Annotated in this window: 25 protein-coding genes; 9 read left to right on the forward strand and 16 right to left on the reverse strand. The window is 69.6% G+C overall.

The features are described from left to right. Nucleotides 1–54: 54 nt before the first annotated feature. The 12 genes from OG241_RS06985 to OG241_RS07040 form a co-directional block, all read right to left on the reverse strand. A complete protein-coding gene (locus OG241_RS06985) occupies nt 55–357 on the reverse strand; it encodes a hypothetical protein (protein WP_405814325.1) in 303 nt (100 codons plus the stop codon). 32 nt (nt 358–389) lie between these two features. Next, nucleotides 390–1,625: an MFS transporter gene (locus OG241_RS06990; RefSeq protein ID WP_405814327.1), complete on the reverse strand. Its 1,236-nt coding sequence runs from the start codon at nt 1,623–1,625 to the stop codon at nt 390–392. Beyond that, complete coding sequence (locus OG241_RS06995) at nt 1,622–2,140, reverse strand: regulator (RefSeq protein WP_405814328.1); 519 nt, start codon at nt 2,138–2,140, stop codon at nt 1,622–1,624. Before OG241_RS06995 ends, OG241_RS06990 begins: the two co-directional genes overlap by 4 nt. Then, nucleotides 2,137–2,979 (reverse strand): winged helix-turn-helix transcriptional regulator, encoded by an 843-nt coding sequence (locus OG241_RS07000; protein ID WP_405814329.1) that lies wholly within the window; start codon nt 2,977–2,979, stop codon nt 2,137–2,139. Before OG241_RS07000 ends, OG241_RS06995 begins: the two co-directional genes overlap by 4 nt. 41 nt (nt 2,980–3,020) lie before the next feature. After that, nucleotides 3,021–3,434 carry a hypothetical protein gene (locus tag OG241_RS07005; RefSeq protein ID WP_405814330.1) on the reverse strand — a complete coding sequence of 138 codons (414 nt, stop codon included), beginning with the start codon at nt 3,432–3,434 and terminating at the stop codon, nt 3,021–3,023. Between the two features lie 10 nt (nt 3,435–3,444). Continuing rightward, the gene (locus OG241_RS07010) at nt 3,445–3,888 is read right to left on the reverse strand and encodes a hypothetical protein (protein WP_405814332.1); all 444 of its coding nucleotides are present in this window, start codon (nt 3,886–3,888) and stop codon (nt 3,445–3,447) included. Continuing rightward, nucleotides 3,885–4,367 (reverse strand): hypothetical protein, encoded by a 483-nt coding sequence (locus tag OG241_RS07015; RefSeq protein WP_405814334.1) that lies wholly within the window; start codon nt 4,365–4,367, stop codon nt 3,885–3,887. The genes OG241_RS07010 and OG241_RS07015 overlap by 4 nt, the downstream gene beginning before the upstream one ends. A 99-nt stretch (nt 4,368–4,466) precedes the next feature. After that, entirely contained in the window at nt 4,467–4,814 is a 348-nt protein-coding gene (locus OG241_RS07020) for an SH3 domain-containing protein (protein ID WP_405814335.1), read from the reverse strand. A gap of 148 nt (nt 4,815–4,962) precedes the next feature. Continuing rightward, nucleotides 4,963–5,712 carry a hypothetical protein gene (locus OG241_RS07025; protein WP_405814336.1) on the reverse strand — a complete coding sequence of 250 codons (750 nt, stop codon included), beginning with the start codon at nt 5,710–5,712 and terminating at the stop codon, nt 4,963–4,965. Between the two features lie 17 nt (nt 5,713–5,729). Next, the gene (locus OG241_RS07030) at nt 5,730–6,428 is read right to left on the reverse strand and encodes a hypothetical protein (protein WP_405814337.1); all 699 of its coding nucleotides are present in this window, start codon (nt 6,426–6,428) and stop codon (nt 5,730–5,732) included. Between the two features lie 18 nt (nt 6,429–6,446). Further along, nucleotides 6,447–6,932, reverse strand: a complete 486-nt coding sequence (locus tag OG241_RS07035; RefSeq protein WP_405814338.1) for a hypothetical protein — start codon at nt 6,930–6,932, stop codon at nt 6,447–6,449. Then, nucleotides 6,929–7,480 carry a DUF4913 domain-containing protein gene (locus tag OG241_RS07040; protein ID WP_405826083.1) on the reverse strand — a complete coding sequence of 184 codons (552 nt, stop codon included), beginning with the start codon at nt 7,478–7,480 and terminating at the stop codon, nt 6,929–6,931. The genes OG241_RS07035 and OG241_RS07040 overlap by 4 nt, the downstream gene beginning before the upstream one ends. A gap of 827 nt (nt 7,481–8,307) precedes the next feature. Here OG241_RS07040 and OG241_RS07045 point away from each other — a divergent pair. Then, entirely contained in the window at nt 8,308–10,392 is a 2,085-nt protein-coding gene (locus tag OG241_RS07045; protein ID WP_405814339.1) for an SUMF1/EgtB/PvdO family nonheme iron enzyme, read from the forward strand. 142 nt (nt 10,393–10,534) lie between these two features. Here the strand turns inward: OG241_RS07045 and OG241_RS07050 are convergent, their stop codons facing one another. From OG241_RS07050 to OG241_RS07065, 4 genes are all read right to left on the reverse strand, one after another. Beyond that, nucleotides 10,535–11,713 carry a hypothetical protein gene (locus tag OG241_RS07050; protein WP_405814341.1) on the reverse strand — a complete coding sequence of 393 codons (1,179 nt, stop codon included), beginning with the start codon at nt 11,711–11,713 and terminating at the stop codon, nt 10,535–10,537. A gap of 773 nt (nt 11,714–12,486) precedes the next feature. After that, entirely contained in the window at nt 12,487–12,810 is a 324-nt protein-coding gene (locus tag OG241_RS07055) for a helix-turn-helix domain-containing protein (RefSeq protein ID WP_405814342.1), read from the reverse strand. After that, nucleotides 12,807–13,922 (reverse strand): tyrosine-type recombinase/integrase, encoded by a 1,116-nt coding sequence (locus OG241_RS07060; protein ID WP_405814343.1) that lies wholly within the window; start codon nt 13,920–13,922, stop codon nt 12,807–12,809. Before OG241_RS07060 ends, OG241_RS07055 begins: the two co-directional genes overlap by 4 nt. Before the next feature lie 109 nt (nt 13,923–14,031). Beyond that, complete coding sequence (locus tag OG241_RS07065; RefSeq protein WP_405814344.1) at nt 14,032–14,796, reverse strand: DNA-methyltransferase; 765 nt, start codon at nt 14,794–14,796, stop codon at nt 14,032–14,034. A gap of 512 nt (nt 14,797–15,308) precedes the next feature. On the opposite strand from OG241_RS07065, the gene OG241_RS07070 reads away from it, so the two are divergent. The 8 genes from OG241_RS07070 (at nt 15,309) to OG241_RS07105 (ending at nt 23,247) form a co-directional block, all read left to right on the forward strand. Then, complete coding sequence (locus OG241_RS07070) at nt 15,309–16,430, forward strand: C40 family peptidase (RefSeq protein ID WP_405814345.1); 1,122 nt, start codon at nt 15,309–15,311, stop codon at nt 16,428–16,430. A 172-nt stretch (nt 16,431–16,602) separates the two neighbouring features. Then, a complete protein-coding gene (locus tag OG241_RS07075; protein WP_405814346.1) occupies nt 16,603–16,968 on the forward strand; it encodes a hypothetical protein in 366 nt (121 codons plus the stop codon). Between the two features lie 220 nt (nt 16,969–17,188). Then, on the forward strand, nt 17,189–17,503 hold the full coding sequence (locus OG241_RS07080) for a DUF6112 family protein (protein WP_011031268.1): 315 nt from the start codon (nt 17,189–17,191) through the stop codon (nt 17,501–17,503). Then, on the forward strand, nt 17,503–18,195 hold the full coding sequence (locus tag OG241_RS07085; protein WP_405814348.1) for a hypothetical protein: 693 nt from the start codon (nt 17,503–17,505) through the stop codon (nt 18,193–18,195). The genes OG241_RS07080 and OG241_RS07085 overlap by 1 nt, the downstream gene beginning before the upstream one ends. Nucleotides 18,196–18,231: 36 nt before the next feature. Continuing rightward, nucleotides 18,232–19,608 carry an ATP-binding protein gene (locus tag OG241_RS07090; RefSeq protein WP_405814349.1) on the forward strand — a complete coding sequence of 459 codons (1,377 nt, stop codon included), beginning with the start codon at nt 18,232–18,234 and terminating at the stop codon, nt 19,606–19,608. A gap of 82 nt (nt 19,609–19,690) precedes the next feature. Beyond that, nucleotides 19,691–21,163, forward strand: a complete 1,473-nt coding sequence (locus OG241_RS07095) for an SCO6880 family protein (protein WP_405814351.1) — start codon at nt 19,691–19,693, stop codon at nt 21,161–21,163. Nucleotides 21,164–21,251: 88 nt separating this feature from the next. Beyond that, nucleotides 21,252–21,713, forward strand: coding sequence for a DUF6238 family protein (locus tag OG241_RS07100; RefSeq protein ID WP_405814352.1), 462 nt, complete (start codon nt 21,252–21,254; stop codon nt 21,711–21,713). Nucleotides 21,714–21,741: 28 nt separating this feature from the next. Continuing rightward, complete coding sequence (locus tag OG241_RS07105; protein WP_405814353.1) at nt 21,742–23,247, forward strand: VirB4 family type IV secretion system protein; 1,506 nt, start codon at nt 21,742–21,744, stop codon at nt 23,245–23,247. Nucleotides 23,248–23,260: the final 13 nt, after the last annotated feature.

Genomic DNA, 23,260 nt, shown 5'->3' on the forward strand with positions numbered 1-23,260 from the left:
AGGGGTTCTCCGAGTCGGTAGGCGGCAGGACCAGGGAAGAGAAAGAGGGGTGTCTCAGGCGGCGCGGCGGCGGCGCAGCTCGAACACGCCGGCCCAGTGGGGGTGGTCGTCGATCAGGCGGCGGGCGTAGAGGGCGGTGAAGTTGTTGTTCAGCCCGGCGACGCCGTACGGAAGTTGGCGGCGCAGGTCTTCGAAGAGGTCCTTCAAGCTGACCCGTGTGGCGCCGGAGGCCAGGCGGCGGGCCGCCATGCGTTCCAGAGCGCGGTAGACGTGCGGGTGGTGCGCGTCGAAGGCGTTGAACTGCTCGGTGATGGTGCGACCGCTCGCGCGGTTCGTCCCGAGGACGGCAGTAGGCATCAGGTTCTCCACAGGCTGGGGGCGCGGCAGGGTCAGGTGCGTAGGGCGGGATCGGTGCGCAGGCGGGCGAAGGCGCAGAACAGGCCGAGGGCCTGCAGGGCGGCGCACGCGGTGATGACGTGGCCCAGCGCGTCGGGCGGGGTGAGCGCGGTGAGCACGCCGGCGACGGGGAAGGGCAGCAGGAGGATGAGGATGGTCGCCGACAGGGTGCTGCCGAACTGGTTCGGGGGGATCAGGCGGGAGCGCAGGGTGCGCAGGACGACCGTCATGCCGCCGTCTGCCGCCATGAGGACCGCGACCAGGACCAGGTAGGACAGGTAGTCGGGGGCCTGGGCGGCGGCGAGACAGGCGAGCGAGGCGAGGGCCGCGCAGGCGGCGCCGACCGGCCACAGGCCCAGGCGGTCGAGCGCGAACCGGCAGATGGTGACGGCCACGAGGGTGGCCGCCGCGGCGGCGGACCAGACCAGGCCGACTGCAGTGGTGGACTGCCCGAAGTGCTGGACGACGATCACGGGACCGGCCGCTTGGAGGAGGCCGGTGGCCAGGTTGGACAGGGCCAGCCCGGTCACGAGCCAGCCGAGTACGGGAAGCGAGCGGATGGTGCGCCACCCGGTGAGGAGTCCCGAGCCGAGCCGCCCCTTCGGCGCGCGGGCCGGGGCGACGGGCGAGGGGGGTGTGCGGAGGGCGAGCAGCGCGGCGAGCAGCGAGAGCACGGTGATCATCGCGAGCATCGGCGGTGGCCCGGCGAGCAGGAGTACCCCTGCGAGCGCCGGGCCGGCCAGGGTCGCGGTCTGGTCGATGCCGAGCAGGACGGCCTGGACGCGGTGGGCCCGCGCCCCTGCTCGGCGGCCGGCGGCGGCGCCCGCGGTCTCGGCCGCGATGTAACTGAACTCGGTGAGCACGCCGGTCGCCGCCGCGAGCACCATCACCGTTGTGATCGCCATGGTGCCGGACGGATGGAGGTGGAGCAGGACCGCGCCGATGGCGAGGGCCAGCGCGCGTCCCAGGGAGGCGAGGTGGAAGACGACGGCCGCCCCGCGCCGGTCGACGATCGATCCGGCCCATCCGAATGCCGCCAGCCGCGGGATCCACTCCAGGGCGAACGCGGCCCCCGTCAACGCGGCGGAGCGCGTGGTGGCCAAGACCAGCAGTGGGATGCCGAAGGTGGACATCGCGAACGCGAGAGCGTCCGCCGTACGCGGCAGGTAGATGCTGCGCATCAGCCCGGCAGTGTGGCGTGCATGCCGGGGCATGACAGCAGCGCTCACGCGACCGGCTCGGGCTCGGACACCCGGGTGGCCTGGGGGTTGCCGGCCAGCCACTGGATCAGGAGAGCGCGGGGACGGGCAAGGTCCGCCTCGGCCTCGTCGCTGGGCAGCTGCGCGGCGGACGGCCTCGGGAGGCCGTCGACGCACTCGGTCGCGAGCGAGGGCGCCAGGAGGTCGAGGACGTGGCGGATACGGCTGCTGAACTCGCAGACCGGTGCCGGGAAGTAGTGGCGGCGGGCCCAGTGCGCAGCCGCGTCGTACAGGTCGGCCAACTCCGAACCCGAATCGGTGAGTTCCAGACCGGCGCCGGGCACGGTCCGGACGAGACCGTGGGCACGAGCCGCTTCGGCAGCGCGGCGCAGTTGGTGCGCGGAGAGGTCGGAGAGGGTACCGGCCAGCCGTCGCGGCGGTATCGCCCCGTTGTCGTCGATCTCGATGACCAGGCGGATCAAGGAACGAGAAGCCAGCAGCTCGACAGCGTTGCGGACTTCCGCCGTGGCGAAGGGGGTGGTCATCGGCGCGGGCCTCCCGCCGGGATGGCCGCCTGCGGGCGGGCGGGCGTGGCGTGCGAGAAGAGATCGCGGTGGTGCCACGCCGGAGAGGACTCACCCGTCCGGGCCTGCGGGAATGGTGCGGGTGCCGGCCGGGACTGGCTGCTGACCCACGGCCTCGGCGTCGGCTTCGCCTGCGGGTGCCCCCAGACCGGGTGCTGGGCCGCCTGGTCGAGGGGCTGCCCGGCGGACCACGCGGACAGGGCGCCGAGAACGGGGCCCAGGCCGTCGCCCGCCGCGGACAGCCGGTAGGGCCGGCCGATGCCCTCGGTGCCGACCAGGCCGTCGGCGACGAGCTGCCGCAGCGGCGGGTAGACGTTGGTCCAGTCGCTGCTGGGCATCACGATCCGGGCCAGGGCCCGCCCGCTGACCTCCTGGCGGGACTTGAGCACCCACAGGATGGCGGCGGCGTGCCGCCGGGTGAGCAGGGTGACGCTGTCCTCGATCTGCTCGATCGCGAGCAGCGGGCGGTCCGCCTTCTCCAGATGTTCCTCGGCCCAGGTGACGATCATCGGCAGGACCGGCAGCAGGGCTGCGCCACGCTCGGTGTGGCCGTAGCTCACATGCCGTGCGGTGTGCTCGGTGCGCTCGACAAGACCGGCGTCGCACAGCGACTTGAGCTTGGGGTGGAGCTGGCCGTTCTGCAGCCAAGACAACTTGGCAGCCAGCTCGCTGTAACGCAGCGGCGGGCCGGAGAGTGCCAGCAGGATCCTCACGTTCCAGCGCGGGGTGATCATGGCGAGGGCCTCGGTGACCCGGGCGATGTCGGCGTCGGTGTCGGGAGGCAGAGCGGTGATGGCCAAGGGAGGAACTCCTGGGTGAATGAAGGGGGATCGTCTGCGGGTCAGCGGCTGTGCGCCGTGCTCTGGGCCGGAAGGGGCGGAGCCGGAACGGGCAGCGAGGGAGCCGGCGGGGACGGCGCTGGGGCCGCGACGCGGGCCAGACTCTGCACAACGGCGGCGACCGACGTGACCTGGACGTCGCGCACGGCGACGGCTTCGGCGAGCCGACGGGAGCCGTCGAGGAGGTGGGAGACCTCGTGCTGGCCGATCTGCCGCTCGGGGTGGATGAGCCGGGCGAGGCGGTCGCGGTGGAAGTCGATGCTGCGCTCGGCGAGAGCGAGATTGTCGTGCATGCCGAGCAGGGCGGAGAGCATGCCGGGCGGCTGGTCCTGGGCGTGTGCTTCGAGGTCGGCGAGCGGTGCGCCGTACAGGTCCTCGATCCGTCCGGCTATCTCGGTGGACGTGAGGTGGGACAAGCGGGGGCTTTCACGGTCGGCGGGCCCGGGCCGCCCCGGCACGCGAGGGTGCCGGGGCGGCGGACGGGGGCAGAGTGGCGGTGGCCCTGAGTTGTGCTGTGCGGACGGGCCGGGCCCGCTGGTCGTGCGCAGGCATGGTGCGCAGCAGCTCGCCGAGGGCTGCGCGGTAGCCGTCGCGGGCCTCCAGCGCCGCCTTCAGCCACTGCGCGTCGAAGCGGAGCGTGTCCGCCGACAACTCGCCCATGTCGCGGTCCGGATCCATGTCGGCGCGCACGCGGTCGCGGACGCGGGCCACCTGCTCCTCGGTCAGAGCCAGGAAGGAGCGCAGTTGCAGGGCACGGGCGAGCGCGGGCGAGGCATCAGGACCGACAGCCGCCTCGTACAGCTCGGGAATCGGGTTCCCGAAGACCTTCTGCAGGTCGCCGTCCATGGTGCTGGCCTTGCCCCGGCTCAACGGACGGGCCTTCCCGCCCGCCACGCCGACGCCGGCGCGGGTGTACCTGCGGGTCGGTGGGGAGCGCTGGTCTGCACCGCGGGCCCGGTCCGGGGGCGCAGGCGGGCGAGCCGTTCGGCGGCGAGGTCCTTCTTGCCCGGAGCGTCCGGGTCGAGGAGCCACCGCACGACCAGGGCCCGGCCGTCGCGTGCGGTGACGGCCGCGTTCACGCGGTGGGCGAGGCCCATCGTTGGGTCGTCGACCTCGCTGGGCTGGGTGTCCAGCGCGGCGAGGAGGTCGTCCTCCGCGCGGTCGAGCGCGGACTGGGCCTGGACGAGAAGGCCGTGCCACTTGACGACGTCGGTTGCGTCAGGGTTCGCGGTCGGCGCGGCGGCGACCGCGGCCTTCAACTGGTTCATGTCCATGGCGAAGCGCGCTTCGATCCGTTCGGTGAACACGCCCACGACATCCTCGGCGCCATCGGATATGCCGTCGGCCAAAAGAGAAACTCCTGTTCTGGAAAGACCGGTGCCTGGGGGAATGCGAGGGGCGGCCGTACCCGGCGGCTCAGCCGCTTGCGGGCACCTGCTGAATGCCTGTCAGTCCAGGCACATACGGGTGTCGCGGTAGACGTATGTGCCGGAGACCCAGCCCTTGACGCCGGTCGACTTGTCCGTGATGTAGAGCCAGTTGCCGCTCTTCTGGCGGACGGTGAACTTGTGGCTCTTGTAGAGCACTCCGAGCGCGGTGGACTTCGCGCTGGCCTTGGACCGGATGGTCACGGCCTTGGCGTGCACCGCGTACGGCAGCGGCGACAGGTCGTAGCAGCTGCTCGCGAGGGCCGCAGGTACGGCGGCGGGGGCCGCGCCGGCGGTGGTGGCGGACAGCGCCGATAGCGCGAGTGCGCCGAGCATCGCCGCGGAGATGGCAATTCGGGTGGAGCGCATGCGGAAGAAACCTCCGTGAAGCCAGAGGGATTGCGTGGAATAGCGCCGCGGGAGTTGTCCCGGCGGCTGTATAAGAGTCCGGAGAATCGCCGGTTTGGCTAACCGGCGATCGTCGGCTATGTTTCGCCGCCCGCCTCCGCCGTGGCGCTCAGTGCGAACGGCCGGGAGGGCGCGGAGCAGGGGCCTTCGCCACACCGGCCGGGCGGCTGGCTGCGGCTGCCGGGCGGATCGGCGGGAGAGGACCGGCCTCGCCGGTGAGCCGGTCATCGCACCACTGCAGGGCCTCGCCCACCGTGTCGAAGCCACCCTCGCGCAGGGTGTGCGTCCACGCGTCAGTGTCGACCTCCTCGACCACGACGCGGAACGGGCTGGGGGCTCGCTCGTCCAGGGCGCGCAGGGCCACGACAGTGACCATGTTGTCCGGGGCGTCGACGGTGTAGGAGTAGCCCATGGCGTAGTGGTCGCCGTCGCCCGCAAGGCGCCGTGCCAGCGCACGCGTGGCCTCGTCCGCCGGCGGTGGGCCCAGCTCGGGGTCGAGGACGATGGCGTCGTGCGGGCAGCCGCGGTGGATGAGCCAGGACTGCGCCATCGCGGGCAGCGGCAGCAGTCTCTGCTCGAAGTCGAACGTGACCTTCTCCCGGTCCCGCTTCAAGTGAACGGCGACGTACTGCGGCATGCCCGGGTGCCCGTAGGTGGCACTGCGGTCGAAGAGGACGTAGTAGCTGTGCGCGCCGTTGGGGGTGTGGTGTTCGGCGAGAGGGACGAGCATGTCCTCGCGGACGGCGACCTGGCGGTAGAAGTCGAGATAAATCTCCTCGTCGGCATCGAAGTCGTCCAATGCGAAGTCGACTTGGGGGACGGGCTTCCGGGCCGGCGCCGGTTCGGTGGGAGACAACAAGGGCCTTTCGGTGGAGTTCAGCGGCGCTGCGCCGGGGTGGACGGTGATGTGCCGGGTCGAGCCGGGACCTTCGGTGTCTGGGTCGTCGGCGTCCGCCGGGCGGCGAACAGCGCGGCACGTCCGGCGTCGGTGAGTGCGACCGGCTGGCCGGCGTGCACGGGGTGGCCGGTATCCCGGACGACCAGGCCGGCGTCCTCCAGCCGCTGCAGTTTGGCGCGAGGGATGCGGGTGCCGGAGGCGGCTGTGACGGACATCCGGCCGGTCAGCAGGTGTGCGTAGAGCTTGGCGCCGCCGGCGATGACGAGCAGCGCCGCCTGGTCGTCCGTCGAGAGCGGCTCCGCGTCGGGCATCGAGGCCGCTGCAGCGGCCTCGATGGGCTCCAGAGCGGCGAGCACCTTCCGGGCAGCGGCGTCCCGCGCGTCAGTGGCCTCCTCCAGCTGGTCCACCGTGCGGTCGATACGCGTGAACAGGGCGTCATCGACGTCGAACTCGCCGCTGGAAAGGCGTCCCAGGAGGCGGAGATAGAAGGTGACGCCGGTCTGGGACCTGGCCAACTCCCGGTGCCGGTCGACCAGGTGGGCGTGCGGCTCGTCGAGGACGCCGCGGTCACGGTAGGCCCACAGGGTGTCGATGTCGTGGCCGGTGACGGCTTCGATGTGATGGTCGAGCGGGGAGACCGCACGCCGGGCTGGCGTCGGCGCGGGTTCAGGGGGCATGGGCGAGGCTCCGTGCGTTCAGCGGCTGTGATGGTGCGCAGGGTTGTGTGCGGGACGGGGCAGGCCCGGCAGTGCGGCGGGCTGCGGACCGGGCCGGGGTACGGGAGTGCGGGTGGTCAGCTGCGGGGAGCGGGAGCGTGCCGCGTGGGTGCGGGCGCTCAGCGGCCGGCGGGTCATCCCCAGGCGGCGGCCGACCTCGTCGTAGACGTCGTTGCCCGCACGCGGCCGGATGGCGACGACGTGAATCTCCTTCGGGTGCGCGGACTCCGCGGGCGCCAGGCGGACGCCGTAGACAACGCGCCAGTCCCTGCGCGAGTCCACGAACAGCTTGCGATAACCATCCAGGTCACCGTCGAGACGTAGCCCGAAGCGCTGCGCGTTCACGACTTCCTGCAGGTAAGCAAGGGTGAGGTCGCGGATGTCGCTGGGAGCCTGGAGGAGATCGGTCAGCGCGCGGGGGTCGAAGCTCAGTCCGAAAGCGGGCTGTCCCACTCCCGCGGTCATGACGTCAGCTCGTACGCCTCGGCGGGCCCCGCGGCCTCCGCCGTAAATGCCCTCTCCGTACGCACGGACGGCGGCGGACCGGGCAGAAGACGGTGCGCGGGCCGGTCGGGAGAGGTCATACATGCCGACAGCGGACCGCCCGGTGCGCGGATCGCCGCAACGGCGTGGGTGAGGAAGTCCCGGTGCCACACGAACAGGCCGCTCAATCCGGCTTCAGGGTCCTTGTGCTGCTGGTAGGCGAGCCACAGGGCGTGGAGCCATGCCACGACATCGTCGTGCTCCTGCCACTGCAGACACCAGGGGGCCGCGGTGGTGACCTCCGCCCCGTACACGGGGAGGAAGAAGTCGTCGACCCAGTCCGCCAAGGCGTCGAGTTCGTCCTCCTTTTCTTCCCCGTCGAGTTCCAGGATCGGGCGGGGCTCCGGCGGAGCGGCGGCGGGCGGCCCGCCGAGCCCCGGCATGCCGAACGCGGCGAACGGCGATCCGTTCGGCTCCGGGGCGGACGCGAGGTGGTCGAGTTGCTGCGCCTGTTGCGCCGACTGCTCCATGAGCCGTCGGACGCTCGCCTCGATTCCCTCCAGCTGTGGATCGGGAATACGTACCGGCTCCAACTCCCCATCGTCAGAGGGTTTTGTGGATTCGGGCATGGAGAGGTTGGCCTCCTACGAGACGCGGAATGAGAGAAGGGCGAAAGCGGCGGCATGCGGAGCGGCCAGCGAGTTGCAAGGCTGCTTCGCTGGATTGCCGACTTGGGCGTCGGGCGCCTTGACGGGACGTGCGCTCGCGGCTCAGGCGGTGAGAATCACGTCGTCTTGTGTGAGGGTCTCGCGGATCGTTTCGGTGAGCCGGTCGGCTACCGGTGGAGTGGGGTTATTCCCCATCGGCGGTATTCCGGCCGACTACCCAGAGAGGGCGCCAAGGCGGCACCGGTCATGAACGCTCCGCAGAAGAGGCGTCCGGTCCTCCGTCCTCGGGAGGTGCCGGCGAGGCATGCCCATCTCGCCCGGCATGGGGGCGCCGCTCACGAAGACGGACAGCTACGGCAACCCCGGCTCCAGCCACTGTCACTGCTGCAGTTGCACGGTCGGGGTCCAGCACGTCACCGAGCACGAGTCCGCACACCGCTGCGGTAACGCCCAACACCGCGGCAGTCCAACCCACTCGCTTCTTCCTATCCGTCACATCTGCCGCCTTCACTATTGGTTCGGACCATCAACCTCGTCACGTGAGCTCTTCGCGCTACCAATCGACCATGTCGGAGTCCGTTCCGACCGTCTCTGCGTCAAGCTGGAACGGGTCGGCACAGGCTGGTTCACGGCTTGCTAGCGTGGAACATGCAGTGACCAGGAAAGTGCTGTAGGTGAGGAAGTCGGCAGTGGCGGGAGCAGAACGCGCAGAAGACAGGAGCGACGAGCCGGGCTCCGTCGGCGACTTGCTGAGTCAGGTGCGCAAGGCAGCAGGAACGCCGTCTCTCCGCGAAATCGCGGCTCGGACAGACCAGTTGATGCGACAACACCAGGCGCAACGCACAGCGCAGCTCACCAAGCCGCACGTGCAGCCCGCTCGCGTTCCTCTGGCCACCCTCAGCCGTCTATTCAAGGGCGAACTCATCACTCAATGGGCCCAGGTCTACACAACTTTGTGGGTGTTGGGTGATTTGCAACGGCGCCCGCCGCAAAGGCAGGTGGAAGCCTTACGGCTCTTGTGGAATGCGCGATATGACGCCGAACGCGGTGACGGGGCCGTCGCCGATGACACCGATTCGGCCATCTACCGCCGGGATGTCCGCCTTGCGTGCAGCAGCCTTCTGCGAGAGCCTTCGCTGCCGCTCACGGCCTGGCGGCCTTTCCATGGGACGGCCGACGCGCGTGAAGCCCTGCGAGCATGGCTCGCCTCGACGCAGCGTCTGGGCACGATCGTGGGCGGCGTCGGGTATGGGAAGTCGATGCTTGCCGTGTGGCTGGCGCACGAGCTGGCCCAGGAACCGAACTTACCCGTACCTGTGCGTGTGTCCGCGCGCCGAGTACTGGACGATGCAGGCCAGAACAGGAGCACAGGCAGCGACACTGACATGTCCCTGCTGTGCTTTGCCGATCCGCCTCTCCCCCAGCGGCTGAAGGAAGGTATCGACAGTGGGGCCACCGACGCCGTGGTCATCCTCGACGACCTGGATGAAGTCGGTGCGTTGACGGCTGCTGGCTTCGACTCACCACGCCGTGTGCTACGCCAGGCATTCGCCTCCCTCGAATCCAACATCCGCATCCTCGTCTGCTGCCGCGCGGTCGCGCTCAACTACCCGGATTCCAACCATGCAGTCGAACGGCGCGCTCTCATGGAGGAAACGGAATTTGCGGTGCGGCAGGTGATCAGTCCTGATGCCTTGGCATCCACATTGTTGGGGCTCGACGCCGTGGAACAGGACGAGGCCGAGGCGTTTCTACGCCGACAGGGGGTTTCGGATGAGTGGTTCGCCAGTGTCGGCTGGCCGCTGCCCGTAGAACTCACTCCCCAGCTGATCCAGCTACTCGTCACGCTGGGCCAGAGCCCCCGGGCGAAGGCGCACGAACTCTCTCTGGATCAGATCTACGAGCAGGTGGCGTTCGCTTGGAAGCGGAGTGTGCCGCTCCTGGAGCGTACAGAACGCCGAGACTGGTCGACGCTCCTGGCGTACCTGGAGCAGCGCTCGGCATCCTTCGTACGTCCCGTGCAGGCATCTCCCGAGCTGGACAGGCTCGCCGAATTGGCGGGGTTCCTCAGCCCCGATCAGCTGGGCCGCTTGAAGTTCACCCACTTCTCGTGGCAGGAGTATTTCCTGGCCAGGCACCTGGCCTCCGAACTCATGTGCAACAGGGCTGCTCTGTTGTCACGACTTAACCTGTTGTTCGATTCGAACATCAACCGCTTCCTCGTGCCGCAACTCATCCGTGGTCGACGTTATAGAGCCAGGGTGATTAGCCAGCAACTCAGGATCGTGACGGTCGGAGAGTTCAAGGAATTCCTGGCTGACACGAAATGGCGAGGAGGGATTGGCTGGGGCGTCCACCCTGCGGAAGAGCGCATCCGTGATCGATGGCGTCCGTCAGAAGACTTGGCGGGGCGGCTGAGCGTGGACGGCGGTCCGCCGCTTGATGCGCCAGACGACGATCCGGTGACCCATGTCTCCTGGTACGACGCTGAGCGTTTCGCGGCCTGGGTAGGAGGCCGTCTACCGCTAGGCGACGCACCCGTGCCTCGGTCCCGTAGACAGGTTGTCCCTCCCTACACATGGACCGAGAGGTGGGCTGACGAACCCCTGGCTGAAATGGAACTTCAGCCGCTACACCAGAATCTGCCCGCCCAGAAGGCTTCACGGAATCCCGACTTCAGGAGCCCTCAGATCGGCATCGCGGTCATGACTACTATGCCGTCTTGGTCGGGCTTCAACTCTGTTGGCTCGACTTCCTATCTGGAAGGCGAATAGACGACGATAGGGCGTAGAGGAACTCAGGGACCAGCTCTACACAGGGGCACATAACGCCCACCGAACGGACACCGGAAACCCGCTCGCGGGTTATCTCGGCCGTGCGGTACCAGTTCTGGCCGTCGCAGAAGCACAGCCACAATCACTTCCGGAGGTCTTCATCCGCAGCGCGTTCGGCCAGGTAGGCGCTCCAGTCAGGTTGTGAGTAGGAGGCCCACTTCCGAGCCGTGTGAACGTGGATGTTGAGGAGTTCCGCGAGCACCGGGGATGGTAGTTGCCCTGCCAGGGCGATCAACGCCGCACTGCGCGCGGGAACAATGTGGAAGCCGTGGCGTCGCATCAGCAGGCTGTAGCCAGCGGTGCTGAGGGGCTGGCCGGGTACTGTCCCGGGGAAAAGCCAGGCCCTCGATGATGTGCTGGCAGTCATCGAGGCTGATTGGCGGGCGCTATCAGCGAGACCGACCACCAAGGCCGCAGGACGGGGCGGGACGAATAGAGGCTGCCGCCCGAGGTCCAGGTAGATGCCGTCGGGGCCGTAACGGACGTCGTTCGCGGTCAGGAGCCGCACCGTGCTGGCAGGCATGCCGTAGAGCAGGGTGAGCGATCTGCCGGCGCGCACGCGCAGAGGCAAGTCGTCGCCGTTCAGGCATTGTCGCAATTCCTGCCAGCGCTGGTCCTCGCTGAGGATCAGGGTGTCGGGCGCTTCGGGGGACGGTCGGATGTGGTGCTCGTTAGTCAGGCCACGCTGGTGGGCCCAGGTCAGGAACGACCGGATGTCGTGCAGGCGCCGGGGGCCGGAGGTCAGCCATTGGTCGAGGTTGTCCTGCGTGAGAGTAGCCAGGGCGAGGTGTTGCTCGTCGAGCCAGTCCAGGAACGAGAGGATGAGGGTGACACGGCCACGGATGCGGCCCCAACTACTCGTCGTAGTAAGCCCTTTGGCGGCCCGGGTGCGCGCCTGGCGTAGCAGAACCCAGTGTGTGTACGGATGCACCAGGCGGGCGTGGGCTGCTGGCCGGTCGACGAGGATCCGCTCTAGCCATGGGGCGATGCGTTCGAGCCCTTCCTCTCGAGGTTCAAGCACGGCGGTGTGGACCAGGAGGGCGCGCACGTAGCACTCGTCGTGGCCGGCAGGGAGGGTGTCGAGGAGGTCGTGGGTCAAGTGCTTGCCAGCCGCGGCGAGCTCGGCGAGGAGTCGGGCGCTGGTGCTGCTCTGCAGCCAGCTGATGATCCGGGCAGGAGCGTCGGCGGCCCCCAAGGAGTGCAGCAGCGGCAGTAGCTGATCAGGAACGGCACCGTCCGGGCCGGTGAGCAGGTCACCCAACTGTTGGCGGGCGACGCAGCGAGCGCAGGTGCCCCGGGCATAGGGCGTGTCGCGGCTGCCGCAGAACCGGCATGGAGGCGGCAGGGGCAGCCCGACGCAGGGTCCGCAGCGTGGCTCCCCGTCCGGTGTTCGAGCTATCAGCGGTCTGGCCTGTCCGCAGCCGGGGCAGGGCGCCCGGGCGAAGCGGATCCTGCGATAGCAAGCGGAACACACCGATCCCATAGGCCAGTTGGCAGCCACAATGCGTTCCGTGCCGCAGGCGGCACAAGATCGGCGAGGCAACGGTCTGCAGTTCACACAGACTTGGCGCCCGTCCCCCAGCTGCAGGCATTCCTTGGTCCTGCCGCAGACGGCGCAGGGGGTCAGGACGGTGGGGCGCCGGTAGCAGCGGTAGCACACCTGGTCGTCCTCGTCGGTGCCGCGCCGGGCGATGCGAGCGAGATCGCCGCACCGGTCGCACACCGCCTGCGGCTGACGCCGTCGGCGGTAGCACTGCGGGCACAGCGGTCCAGCCTCGGTGAACGCTTTGGTCGGCGCGCGGGCACCACAGCCTGCGCAGTCTCGTTCTGGCGGCTGCCAGCAGCGTTCGCACAGTGGCTGTCCATCGGCGGTGCGGGCGGCGGGTATGCGGACGCGGCCGCAATGGGCGCACTCTTTGACGACCTGTGGGTCATGCCGGTAGCAGCGGTGGCAGATGCCGCCCTCCGGCCGACGCGCGTTGATACGCCCCGGGCGTCCGCAGCGCGCGCATTCCTTCGGCGTCTTGGGCGGGTTCATGGCTGGCCGGGGCGGCGGACCACCGAACGCCGCACTGGGGGCACGTCGTTCGCCTTCTCGCCCGCGGCCTTGGGCAGCTGACGGTCGACGACCTTGATCTCGATGAGATCGTTCGGGGTGCACTCCAGCACGTCGCACAATGCGGCCAGGGTGTCCATGCTCAGTCGCTGCGGGACCTGCGTCACCAGTCGGTAGACCTGCTCGCGTGAGAGGATCACGCCCCGCTCGGCCAGCAGCGGCACCAGGTCCGAGGTCTGGAACATGCCCCGCTCCGCCATCAGATGCCGTAGCTTCCAGCCGCAGCCCATCTTCCGGATCATCCCTGCTCACCCCACAACTCGTCTCGGTGTTCCGCCAGCGCCCGCAGCAGCAGACGTGTCCGGTACTCGTCGCTCACCCCGGTGTACAAGGCCGTGGTGGATGCATACAGATGACCGACCTGCTCCTGGATGAAGCGTTGCGGGTAGTCGAACTCAACCAGGTGCGTGATGTACGAGTAGCGCAGACAGTGCGGGTCGAGCTCGGCGGGAAGCCCCGCCAGGCGGGCCACCTTCTCGAACGCGTCGTTCACCGACCGGCGGTGCAGCCGCCCGCACCGCTCGGTCACCCACAACGCCGGATGACTCCGGCCGGCCAGCAACGGTCGCACTTCTTCCGTCCACTGCCGAAGGACCGGCACGATCCAGTCCATCTCCGGCACCAGCAACACCGTGCGCCGCTTAGGCGGACCACCCCGGCTCGACTTGCCGAACCGCACGTTCAATGCGCCGAACTGCCCGAACTGCGGAGTCTTCGGACAGCGGCGTAAATCGACGCAGTCCGTCCCCACCGTCTCCTGACGACGCAGCCCGAACGCGTACACCGTCTTGAGCAGGGCCGCATCCCGCATCGCTGGGAGCGCCCCTTTGACGCGCCGGGCCCGAATCTGTTCCACCCGGCCGTCCGCCGCATCGAACAGGGCCTGGACCTCGTCGTAGTCCAACGGCCGCCGCCGCGGATCGCCCTCGTAATCCGCGATGTGCTTCACGCTGTTCCACTCGTGGAACACCTGTTGCGGCGCCGCCCCAAAACGCTCCGAGCAGACCCGGCCCCACTGGTAGTGGGCGTCAGTCAGATACGCGCAGAACAGCTGCAGCGTGATCTCATAACTCCGCGCCGTGGACACCATGATCGGCCGCAGCCCCGAGCGGAGATCGCTGATGAACGCCTCCGCCTCCGCCGGCGTCCACTGCCACGGATACAGCCCGGTGAACGCCACCATGCGCCGCACCAAGGCCAGACGCGGATCGATGGTCTCCCGCTCGTCAAGGAACCGCGCCCGCTGCTGACAGGCCCAGCCCTCCAACATCGCTCGGAACACCATCGATTCCGGGTCCAACGGCACGACACCGTCTGCCAACACCAGCAGCGCCGAGCCCGGAGTCTCGATCATGCTCACCACCACCCCGGATGATGCGTACAGCGCAACATTGTTGCACTCCGCTGTGTGAGCGGTAAGTCCCCTGACCGAATGCTCCAGACTCGCCTCGCTCAGGACGTCACTATTCCTCGGGACCAGCAAGAATGAAGTCCTCGCGCCGCGCGGTCTGTTGCATCGCTTCCAAAAGCCGAGCTTCGGCGATCGACGCGTAGTGCTCGGTCTTCTCCACGCCGATGAAGTCCCGGCCTTCCAGCAGCGCGGCCACCCCCGTGGAGCCGGAGCCGGCACAGAAGTCGAGCACCGTGCCGCCCTCGGGGCTGATTTTGACGAGTTCGCGCATCACCTCGACGGGCTTCTGCGTGATGTGCTGGCGCTTCGCCCCGGAGGGCTGCGACGCGGAGTACATGCCCGGGAGATAGACCGGGTTGCGGGAGCCGTCGATCGGCCCCTTGCTGGCCCAGACGATGAACTCGCAGTTTTGCGTGAACCTCCCGCGCTGGGGCCTGGCCTGCGGTTTGTGCCAGGCCAGCACCCCACGCCACAGCCACCCGGCCGCCTGGATCGCATCCGTCGTGACGGGAAGCTGACGCCAGTCGGTGAACAGCAGCGCGGTGCCGCCAGTGCGGGTGAGGCGGTGGGCTTCGGTCATGATCTGCGTCAGCCAGAACGCGTAGGACCTCTGGTCCATGTTCTCGCCGGTGAAGTCCGGCAGGGTGTGCTGGGCGTCGGCGGAGGTGTATTTCTGCTTCGCGGAGCGGGTGGTGCGCTCCTTCGCGGTCCTACCGCCCGAGTTGTACGGCGGATCGGTAATGACGGAGTCGACGCAGTCATCCGGAAGGCCGGCGAGAACGCTGAGGGCGTCGCCCTGGTGCAGGGAAAAAGGCAAAGAGGAACCCCTATTCGGGTGCGGAATCGCGGAGGGAACTCATCACCTCGCGCAGGAATCCTCGCGGGCCGGAAGTGGGCATGCAGAAGCCCAGGGCCGCAGACCGAGGAGAGCGAGGGGGAGTCCAAAAACTGTAGAGGCGAATCAGCCGACGACCAAGAAGTGCGTTGCTGAGGTGCCGGATTCCGGCACCTCACGCCAACTTTTTGGTCAACCGCCGATTGGCGCCTACTGTTTTTGAACCGCCCGGCGCACACCGCCGCTGGCTACTTCCCGCCACGCCTCACGGAGGTACCCCCTGCCCCGGCACACCTAGCTCACGGCCCGGCCACGCGGAGCGAGCGGCAACTCGCCCGTACCGGCCCGCCTTGATCGCCCACCCCGGCCGCCGCGCCCTTCCACCACGCCTCGCGCACGCGGCTGCCCGGACACCGCACCCCGAAGGACACGCTCATGACGTCTCGCTGCCCACCCATGCCCGAAACCGCTGACCCGCGAGCGGTCCGCTCCGGTTGAAGTGGCTCGCCGCCGGCATCGGCATCGTCTTCCTCTCCCCGATCCTGATCGCCGGCACCGGCATGATGCTGGCCACCTCCGCCGACGCCGTGCAGAGCAGCGGCTCCTTCAGCAACTGCCTGACCGACCTCGACACCGACAAGGTCGCCGAACAGGTCACCAAGATCCTCGACGGCGCGTCCGGCAAGAACGTCCACATCGAGGGCCTGGACCTGCCCGCCGAGCAGGTCCCCAACGCGGCGACGATCGTGGCCGCCGGCCTCTCGCTCGACGTCCCCAAGAAGGGACAGATCGTCGCGCTCGCCACGGCAATGCAGGAAAGCCGGCTGCGCAACCTCAACTACGGCGACCGCGACTCCCTCGGCCTGTTCCAGCAACGTCCCTCCCAGGGCTGGGGCAGCGCCCAGCAGATCCGCGACCCGGTCTACGCGAGCGAGCAGTTCTACAAGCACTTGCTCAAGGTGAACGGCTGGCAGCAGATGACCGTCACCCAGGCCGCCCAAGCCGTGCAGAAGTCCGGCCTGCCGGACGCGTACGCGCAGTGGGAGAACCTGGCCACCGCACTGCAGGAAGCCATCGCCAAGACCTTCCCCGGCGGCGGCGGTAACGATGCGAACCAGGGCAAGGAACCGTCGACCAGTACGACCGGCTGCGCGCCGGGCCAGGACGGTTCCGGCTTCGGCCGCATCCCCGAAGGCAGCGTCCCGAAGGGCTACGCGATCCCCAAGGACGCCGATCCGACAGCGCGCAAGGCCATCGAGTGGGCGATGCACCAGCTCGGCACCCTCTACCAGTGGGGCGGATCCTGCACCAACGCGCACGGCCCCGACCCCATGGGGCGCTGCGACTGCTCCAGCCTGATGCAGCAGGCGTACGCCCACGCCAACGTCACGCTCACCCGCACCACGTACACGCAGGTCAACGAGGGCAAGGCGGTATCGCCCGCCCAGCTTGAGCCCGGTGACCTGATCTTCAGCCGCGGCACCGCCGCCCGGCCCGAGCACGTCGGCATGTACATGGGCGAGGGCCTCGTGATCGAGGCGCCGCGCACCACCAAGCCGGTCCGGATCACCCCGATCAAGGACTGGACGATCCTCGCCGCCCGCCGCGTCATCTGACCCCGGACAGCCCGCAGGCCCGCGAGCCGCCGTCACCAGGACCTCGCCGGTGCTGCCCGATAGCTGGACTCGGTGGCCAACTCCCCATTTCCCTCACTCGCTTCGCCCGACGGCCGCCCAGCAGGACGAGCCGACGGCCCACTCCCTGTCCCCAACACCCCGGAGCATCCACGTGACCATCCACTCCCGCGTCCGGCGCGCCCTCGCGGCCAGCTTGATCGGCCTCGCAGTTGCGGCCGGCGGCCTCGCCAGCGCCTCCACAGCCCAGGCGTACGACACCGGCCACACGACGATCTCGTGCAAGGCGGTCAAGGTCCGCAAGGATCCTTCGAAGCAGTCCACCGTCGTGGGCATCGCCTACCGGCACGACAAGGTCGCCTATGACCAGTTCGCGTACAAGCGCGCCGAGAAGACCTGGTACACCCGCGGCACGGTGACCCGGAAGTCCGACGGCAAGAAGCTCCGCGGATACATGATCTACGACTGCGCCAACCCATACGAGTCGAACCCGGCGCCGAAGCCGTCGATCCCGAAGTAGAACGCCCCGGCAGCCCTCCCTGACCTCGAGCCGAAACAGCGGCTTGGAAGCCGCGCCCCGGCCCGAGGAGTGACCTCCCCTCGCCTTCGCCCGACGCCGCTCCGGGAGGGGCGCCGCCGCGGCCACTTCCGCGCCCCGAGCGCACCTCCCCCCTCCGCTTTCCCTCCCCTCCCCGTCGGCCCTCGCCTGGCCCGCGTATGCAAGGAGCCCCGCCACACCTATGTCCGTCCCTCTCGCAGACCGCGTCATCCAGCTTGCCTACGACCCAGGAATCTCGCCCAAAGGCGGCGGATTGCCCGGCCTGAGTGTGCTGAAGAACGTGGTCAACAGCATCAACATGTTCGGGATCATCGCCGTCGTCGGTGCCCTCGCCGTCTCGCTCGGCGTATGGGCCTGGGGTCACCACACCGGTGGTCACCAGGCCGAGGCCAACGGTAAGAAGGGCGCGGTCGTAGCCGCCGGCGCTGCCCTCGGTCTGGGTGCCGCGAACGGCATCGTGGCCTTCTTCTCCGGCCTGGGGTCGCAGGTCCACTGATGCGGAACCGATTCCCTTCCTTTTCGCTGTCCTCGTACGGCGCGGGCTGGTCAGCCAACCGGCGCATCACGATCGTCGCCTCCACCGTCGCCGTCCTGCTCGCCATCGCCGGGATCGTCGCCCTGCTGACCGGCGGCGGCAACGGCCACCGGCCCCCGGACTCCGCCGCGCCTGCCCCGACTGGCAGCCCGGCCTCCTCCGAGGCCGCCCCGAAGCCGTCCTCCGGATCCGGGTCGGTGCCCAAGCCTCCGCAGATCGCCGACCCGGTCGCCTACGCCAAGGCTGCGGCCCAGATGCTGTGGTCCTACGACACCCGCGGCACCAGCCGCGACCAGCAACTGGCCGGCATGCGCGCCTGGATGACCGCCGAGACCAAGTACGCCGACTGGGCCTCGGTCTCCGGCCAGGTCCCCGATCCAGTGCTGTGGTCACGGATGGCCGACCAGGACCAGCACGCCACCGCCAGCATCACCGAGGGCCACTACCCCTCCGCGTTCAAAGCGGCTCTGGCAGACGACCCGTCCGCGATCACCGAGGCGTACATCTACGTCGTCACCGCCAACGGCAAGCAGACGCTCAGCTGGAAGAAGGGCGGCGGCGGAGCCGAGGAACGCGCCGTGACCCTCGCCGTGCAGTGCCGCCCGAGCCACGACTGCACCCTGGCCGCCATCGCACCGAGCGTCACGCAGTGACCCGCGCCTGAGACAAGAAAGCAGGAGTAACTCCTCGTGGGTTTCTGTGATTTCCCCTTGGCAGACAAGCTGTGCACCGTCGGCGACGCGGTGGATTTCGCCTCGGACCCCGGCAAGGCCATCGGTGACTGGATGGCGAAGTCCGCCGGTGAACTGGCAGCCGCCGCAGCCGATCTGGCCGCCGAGGCCGTCAACACCACCACGAAGGTGGACCTGAACGCGACGTGGTTCGTCGACAACTACGAGATGTTGCTGCCGCTGGGCCTGGTCCTGCTGGTCGCGACATTCTGCGCGCAGTTGGTCCGGGCAGCCGTCCGGCGCGACGGACAAGCGCTGGCACAGGCATTCACCGGCACCATGAGCGGCGTCCTGTTCGCGTTCTGTGCCATCGCCTTCACCACGGTCGCCGTCGAAGTGGTCGACGCCGTCAGCGACGGCCTGTTCAAGACCGCGCACCTGGACATCGAGTCGGCCGTGCGCCGCATCGTGAAGGTCAACCAGATCGCCAGCCTGTCCGGCCTGGGCTGGCTCGTGCCAGTCGTCGCCGGCCTCGGCGCAGCCATCGGCGCCATCCTCTACTGGTGCGTGATGATGGTCCGCAAGGTCGGCATCCTCGTCATGGTCACGCTGGCCGTCTTCGCGTCCGCCGGCGGCGGCTGGGAGGTCGCCCGGCGCTGGCGCAAGGGCTGGATCGAAGCCACCGCCACCCTCGTGGTCTCCAAGCTGCTGATGACCGTGATCTTCGTACTCGGGATCGCCGCCATGGGCCAAACCGAGGCCAAGGACGGCATCGCCGCTCTGGCCGACGTCATGTCCGGCATCGTGATCATGGTCTTGGTGTTGCTCTGCCCGTACGCCGTCTTCAAGTTCGTCCACTGGGCAGCCGACGGCACCGACGGCGAGTCCATCCACCGCGCCGGCGGCGCCGGAGCGCAGATCGCCAAGGCGCATGCCGAGAAGGCCACCCGCAAGGCCGCCGCAGCTGCAGCCACCGCCGGAACCGGTGGCGCTGCCGCCGGAGCGGGCGCCGCGCCGCTAGGCCCCGACGCCGGCGGGGGCGGCTTCCCCGGCGACATCGCCGCCAACCCGACCGGCGCAGGCGGAGAGGGCAACCAAGGTTCGCAAAGCGGCGGAACGGGCGGCTCGCCCGGTGCCGATGCCGTCAAGTCCGGTCTGGACAAGGCCGTCCAGCCCGCGCCGACGAGCGTGGGCGACGACACCGGTAGCCAGGTGGGCGGCAGCCCTGGGCCCGGCGGATCCGGCGCGCATGCCGCGTCCGGCCAGGGCGGCGGATGGCAGTCCGCTCCGCCGACCACGACGCCGCCGCCGCAGGGCGCACCCCCGTCCTCCGGCTCACAGAACGCCACGTCGAGCGGGCCGGCATCGCCGCCTCCGCCTCCGACCGGCCTCTGATCCCCTGCCCGCCTACCGGGGGCGGGACGTGCCCGTCACCGCCCGCCCCCGGGTTCCACCCGCGCCTCCAGGACCCGCCCCCTTGACTGATCTCTCCGTCGCCGCGGTCACGGTGAAGTTCCCGCACCGGTCCCGCCGCGGCATCCTCCTCGGCCTCTCTCTGCTCCAACTCATCCTCGTTTCCTGCACGCTGGCGGTGCTGATGATGACGGTGGTCTCCATCGGACTGCTCGGCGCCGTCGCCCTGACCCCACTGTGGGCAGCTTCCGGTGCCCTCGTCGCGATCCGCCGGCACGGCCGCTCCCTCATCGACTGGGCACCGATCGTCACCCGCTACGCATACCGCCGCCGGACCGGCCAGACCCTCTGGCTCGCCCGGCCCGTCACCCGGCCCCGGCAGGACGGCGTCCTCCACCTGCCCGGCACCGCCGCCTCTCTCAAGGTGGTCACCCCCGGCGACTCCGCCAACGGCGCCGCGGCCGTCCACGACCCGCACCAGCAGACCCTGACCGCCGTCGCCCGCGTCAGCAGCCGCGCCTTCGCCCTCCTCGACCCCGCGACCCAGAACCACAACGTGAGCAGTTGGGGACGCGCGCTCGCAGGCATCGCCCGCACCGGTCATATCGCTACCGTGCAGGTGCTGGAGCGCACCGTCCCCGACAGCGGCGACACCCTCACCCGCCACTGGACCCACAACGGGCAGCCCCAGACCCCCGTCGCCGGACAGATCTACTCCGAACTGGTCTCCTCGGCCGGCCCCGCCGCCGCCCCGCACGAGACCTACCTCGCCATCTCCCTCGACCTCAAAGCCGCCCGGCGCCTGATCAGCCAGGCCGGCGGAGGCTTGCCCGGGGCGTTCACCGTCATGGAGCAGACCACCGCCTCCATCGCCCAGGCCGCCCGCAACTCCGGACTCCAGGTCACCGGGTGGCTGACCTCGCGGGAGATCGCCGCCGTCATCCGCACCGCCTACGATCCGGGGGCCCTCGCGGCCCTCCAGCAGTGGTCCACGACCGGCCGCGCCGAGGCCGACCCCGCAGCCGCCGGACCCGTCGTCCAGTTCGAGGAGTACGACCGCCTCGCCACCGACAGCGCACGGCACGCGACGTACTGGGTGGAGAACTGGCCGCGCACCGAAGCCCACGCCGGGTTCCTGCACGGGATCATGTTCACGGCCGGCGTGCGCCGCAGCCTCTCCCTTATTTACGTGCCGCAGGGGCTCGAGTCCGCGCTGCGGGACGTCCAGAGGAAGAAGGCGGCGATCATCGCCGACGCCAATGAACGGGCCCGCCGGGGGCAGGTCGACAGCGAGGAAGACTCCGTCGAGTACGCCGACGTCAAGCAGCGTGAGCGCCAGCTCATCGCCGGGCACGCGGACGTGGCCCTGACCGGCCTGGTCACCGTCACCGCCGAGACCGACGCCCTCCTGGACGCCGCCTGCGCGCAGATCGAGACCCAGGCCGTCACCTCGGGCGTCGATCTGCGCAGGCTCAACTACCAGCAGCCGGACGCCTTCGCCCTCGCCGCGCTCCCGCTCGCCCGGACCGCCTCATGAGCCGGCCCCGCCGGCCCGCTGCTCTTCGCTCACCCGCGGCGGACCACCCGTCGCCTCCCCTGCCTCGCGGCAGGAAGGACCACCACCTTTGACCCCTCGCACACATCCGGACGACGCGCACCCCTACCTCCGCGCCGCGAGCGCCGGAGTCCGCCACCACACCCGGGCCCTTGCCTCGTCGGACGCGACCGCGCCCCGGCCGGCGGACCGTCTGCACCTTGACGTGCTCCACGCCCACCTCACCGCCCTGCACCACCTCCTGGACCGCCTCGCCGAAACCACCCGTCCGCCACACCCCGCCGCCGGCCGCCACCTCGCCACCGCGCACACCCGCCTCTGGCAGGCCACCAGCGAGGTCCACTCCGCCTTCCACCTGCTGCCCAACAACACAGCAGCACAAGCCGAGTCGAGCGCATGCCATCCAGAGCGGCTGCCCGAGGGACCGCCCGTGCTCACGATCTGCCAGCGCCACCTCGCCGCCGGACACATCATCCGCCGCAAAACCACCCCCACCGACCTCCGCCCGCACACCACGGCCTGCGTGCGATGAGCACCACCCGCAGAAACGAGGGCCACCGATGAGCCACCGGCCCGCCCGGCGCGCGTCCGCCAGCCCGCTCTTCACCCCCCACGGCACCGACCGCGCCAGCCGCAAGGCCGCCCGCCGCCAGCTCGCCGAGGCCACCGCCAAGGCCCGCGCACAAGCCAGCGCCCACCAGACCGAGCGCGCATCCGCCGCCCACGAGATGCCCGCCGCGCTCTACCCACCGAGCGGACGTCCCGGACCCGCCTCCGCGCGTCATAACCGGCTGAAGCTGCCCGCCCACCGCATGACGACGGCCGTGGTCGCCGGCGCATACCCCTTCCTGGCCGAAGGCGGACTCGGCGCCGAGGGCATCTACATCGGGCGCGACGTCCACGCGGAAGCGTCCTTCGTCTTCGATCCGTTCGCCCTATACGGCAAGGTGGAGGGATTCACCAACCCGAACCTCTTGCTCGCCGGGGTGATCGGCCAGGGCAAGAGCGCCCTCGCCAAGAGCTTCGCGCTGCGTTCGGTGGCCTTCGGATACCGCGTCTACGTCCCGTGTGACCCGAAGGGCGAGTGGACGCCGGTGGCACAGGCCCTCGGCGGCCGATCCGTCGCCCTCGGCCCCGGACTGCCCGGCCGGCTCAACCCCCTGGACGCCGCCCCGCGCCCGGAGAGCGTGGCGGAGGCCGACTGGGTTGGTGAGATCCGCAAACGACGCCTGCTCCTGCTCGGTTCCCTGGCCCGGACCGTCCTGGGCCGGGACCTGATGCCCATGGAGCACACCGCCCTGGACGTCGCCCTGGACGCCGTCGTCACCCGCGCCACCGCCACCGGCCGCACCCCTCTCCTCGGCGACGTCGCCGCCACCCTCAACAATCCGAGTGCGCTCAACGAGGCCACCGGGATGATGTCGGGCCAACTCAGCGACGCCGCCCGCGACCTGGCCCACGCGATGCGCCGCCTCGTCCACGGTGACCTGGCCGGCATGTTCGACGCCCCCTCCACCGTCGCCTTCGACCCGAACGCGCCGATGCTCACCATTGACCTGTCCCGCCTCGGCGGCTCCGGCGACGACACCGCCCTCGTTCTGGCGATGACCTGCGCGAGTGCCTGGATGGAGTCCGCCCTCTCCGATCCGTCCGGCGGCCGGCGCTGGATCGTGTACGACGAGGCGTGGCGGTTGATGAGGCACGTCGGCCTACTGCAGCGCATGCAGGCCCAGTGGAAGCTGAGCCGCGGCCTCGGCATCGCGAACCTCATGGTGATCCACCGGCTGTCCGACTTGCTCACCGCCGGCGACGCCGGATCACAGGGCCGCGCCCTAGCCGAGGGCCTCCTCGCCGACTGCAGCACCCGGATCATCTACCGCCAGGAAACCGACCAACTCCACTCCGCGGCCTCCCTGCTCGGCCTGACGTCCGTCGAAATGGACGCCATCGCCCACCTCAACCGAGGGCGTGGCCTGTGGAAAGTCGCCGGACGATCATTCATCGTGCAGCACCTCCTGCACAGCCACGAGCTGGCGCTCTTCGACACCGACGCCCGCATGCACTGAAAACGCAGGAAGC

This window comes from Streptomyces sp. NBC_01390 (assembly GCF_045040105.1).
In the GTDB taxonomy this organism is placed as follows: Bacteria; Actinomycetota; Actinomycetes; order Streptomycetales; family Streptomycetaceae; genus Streptomyces.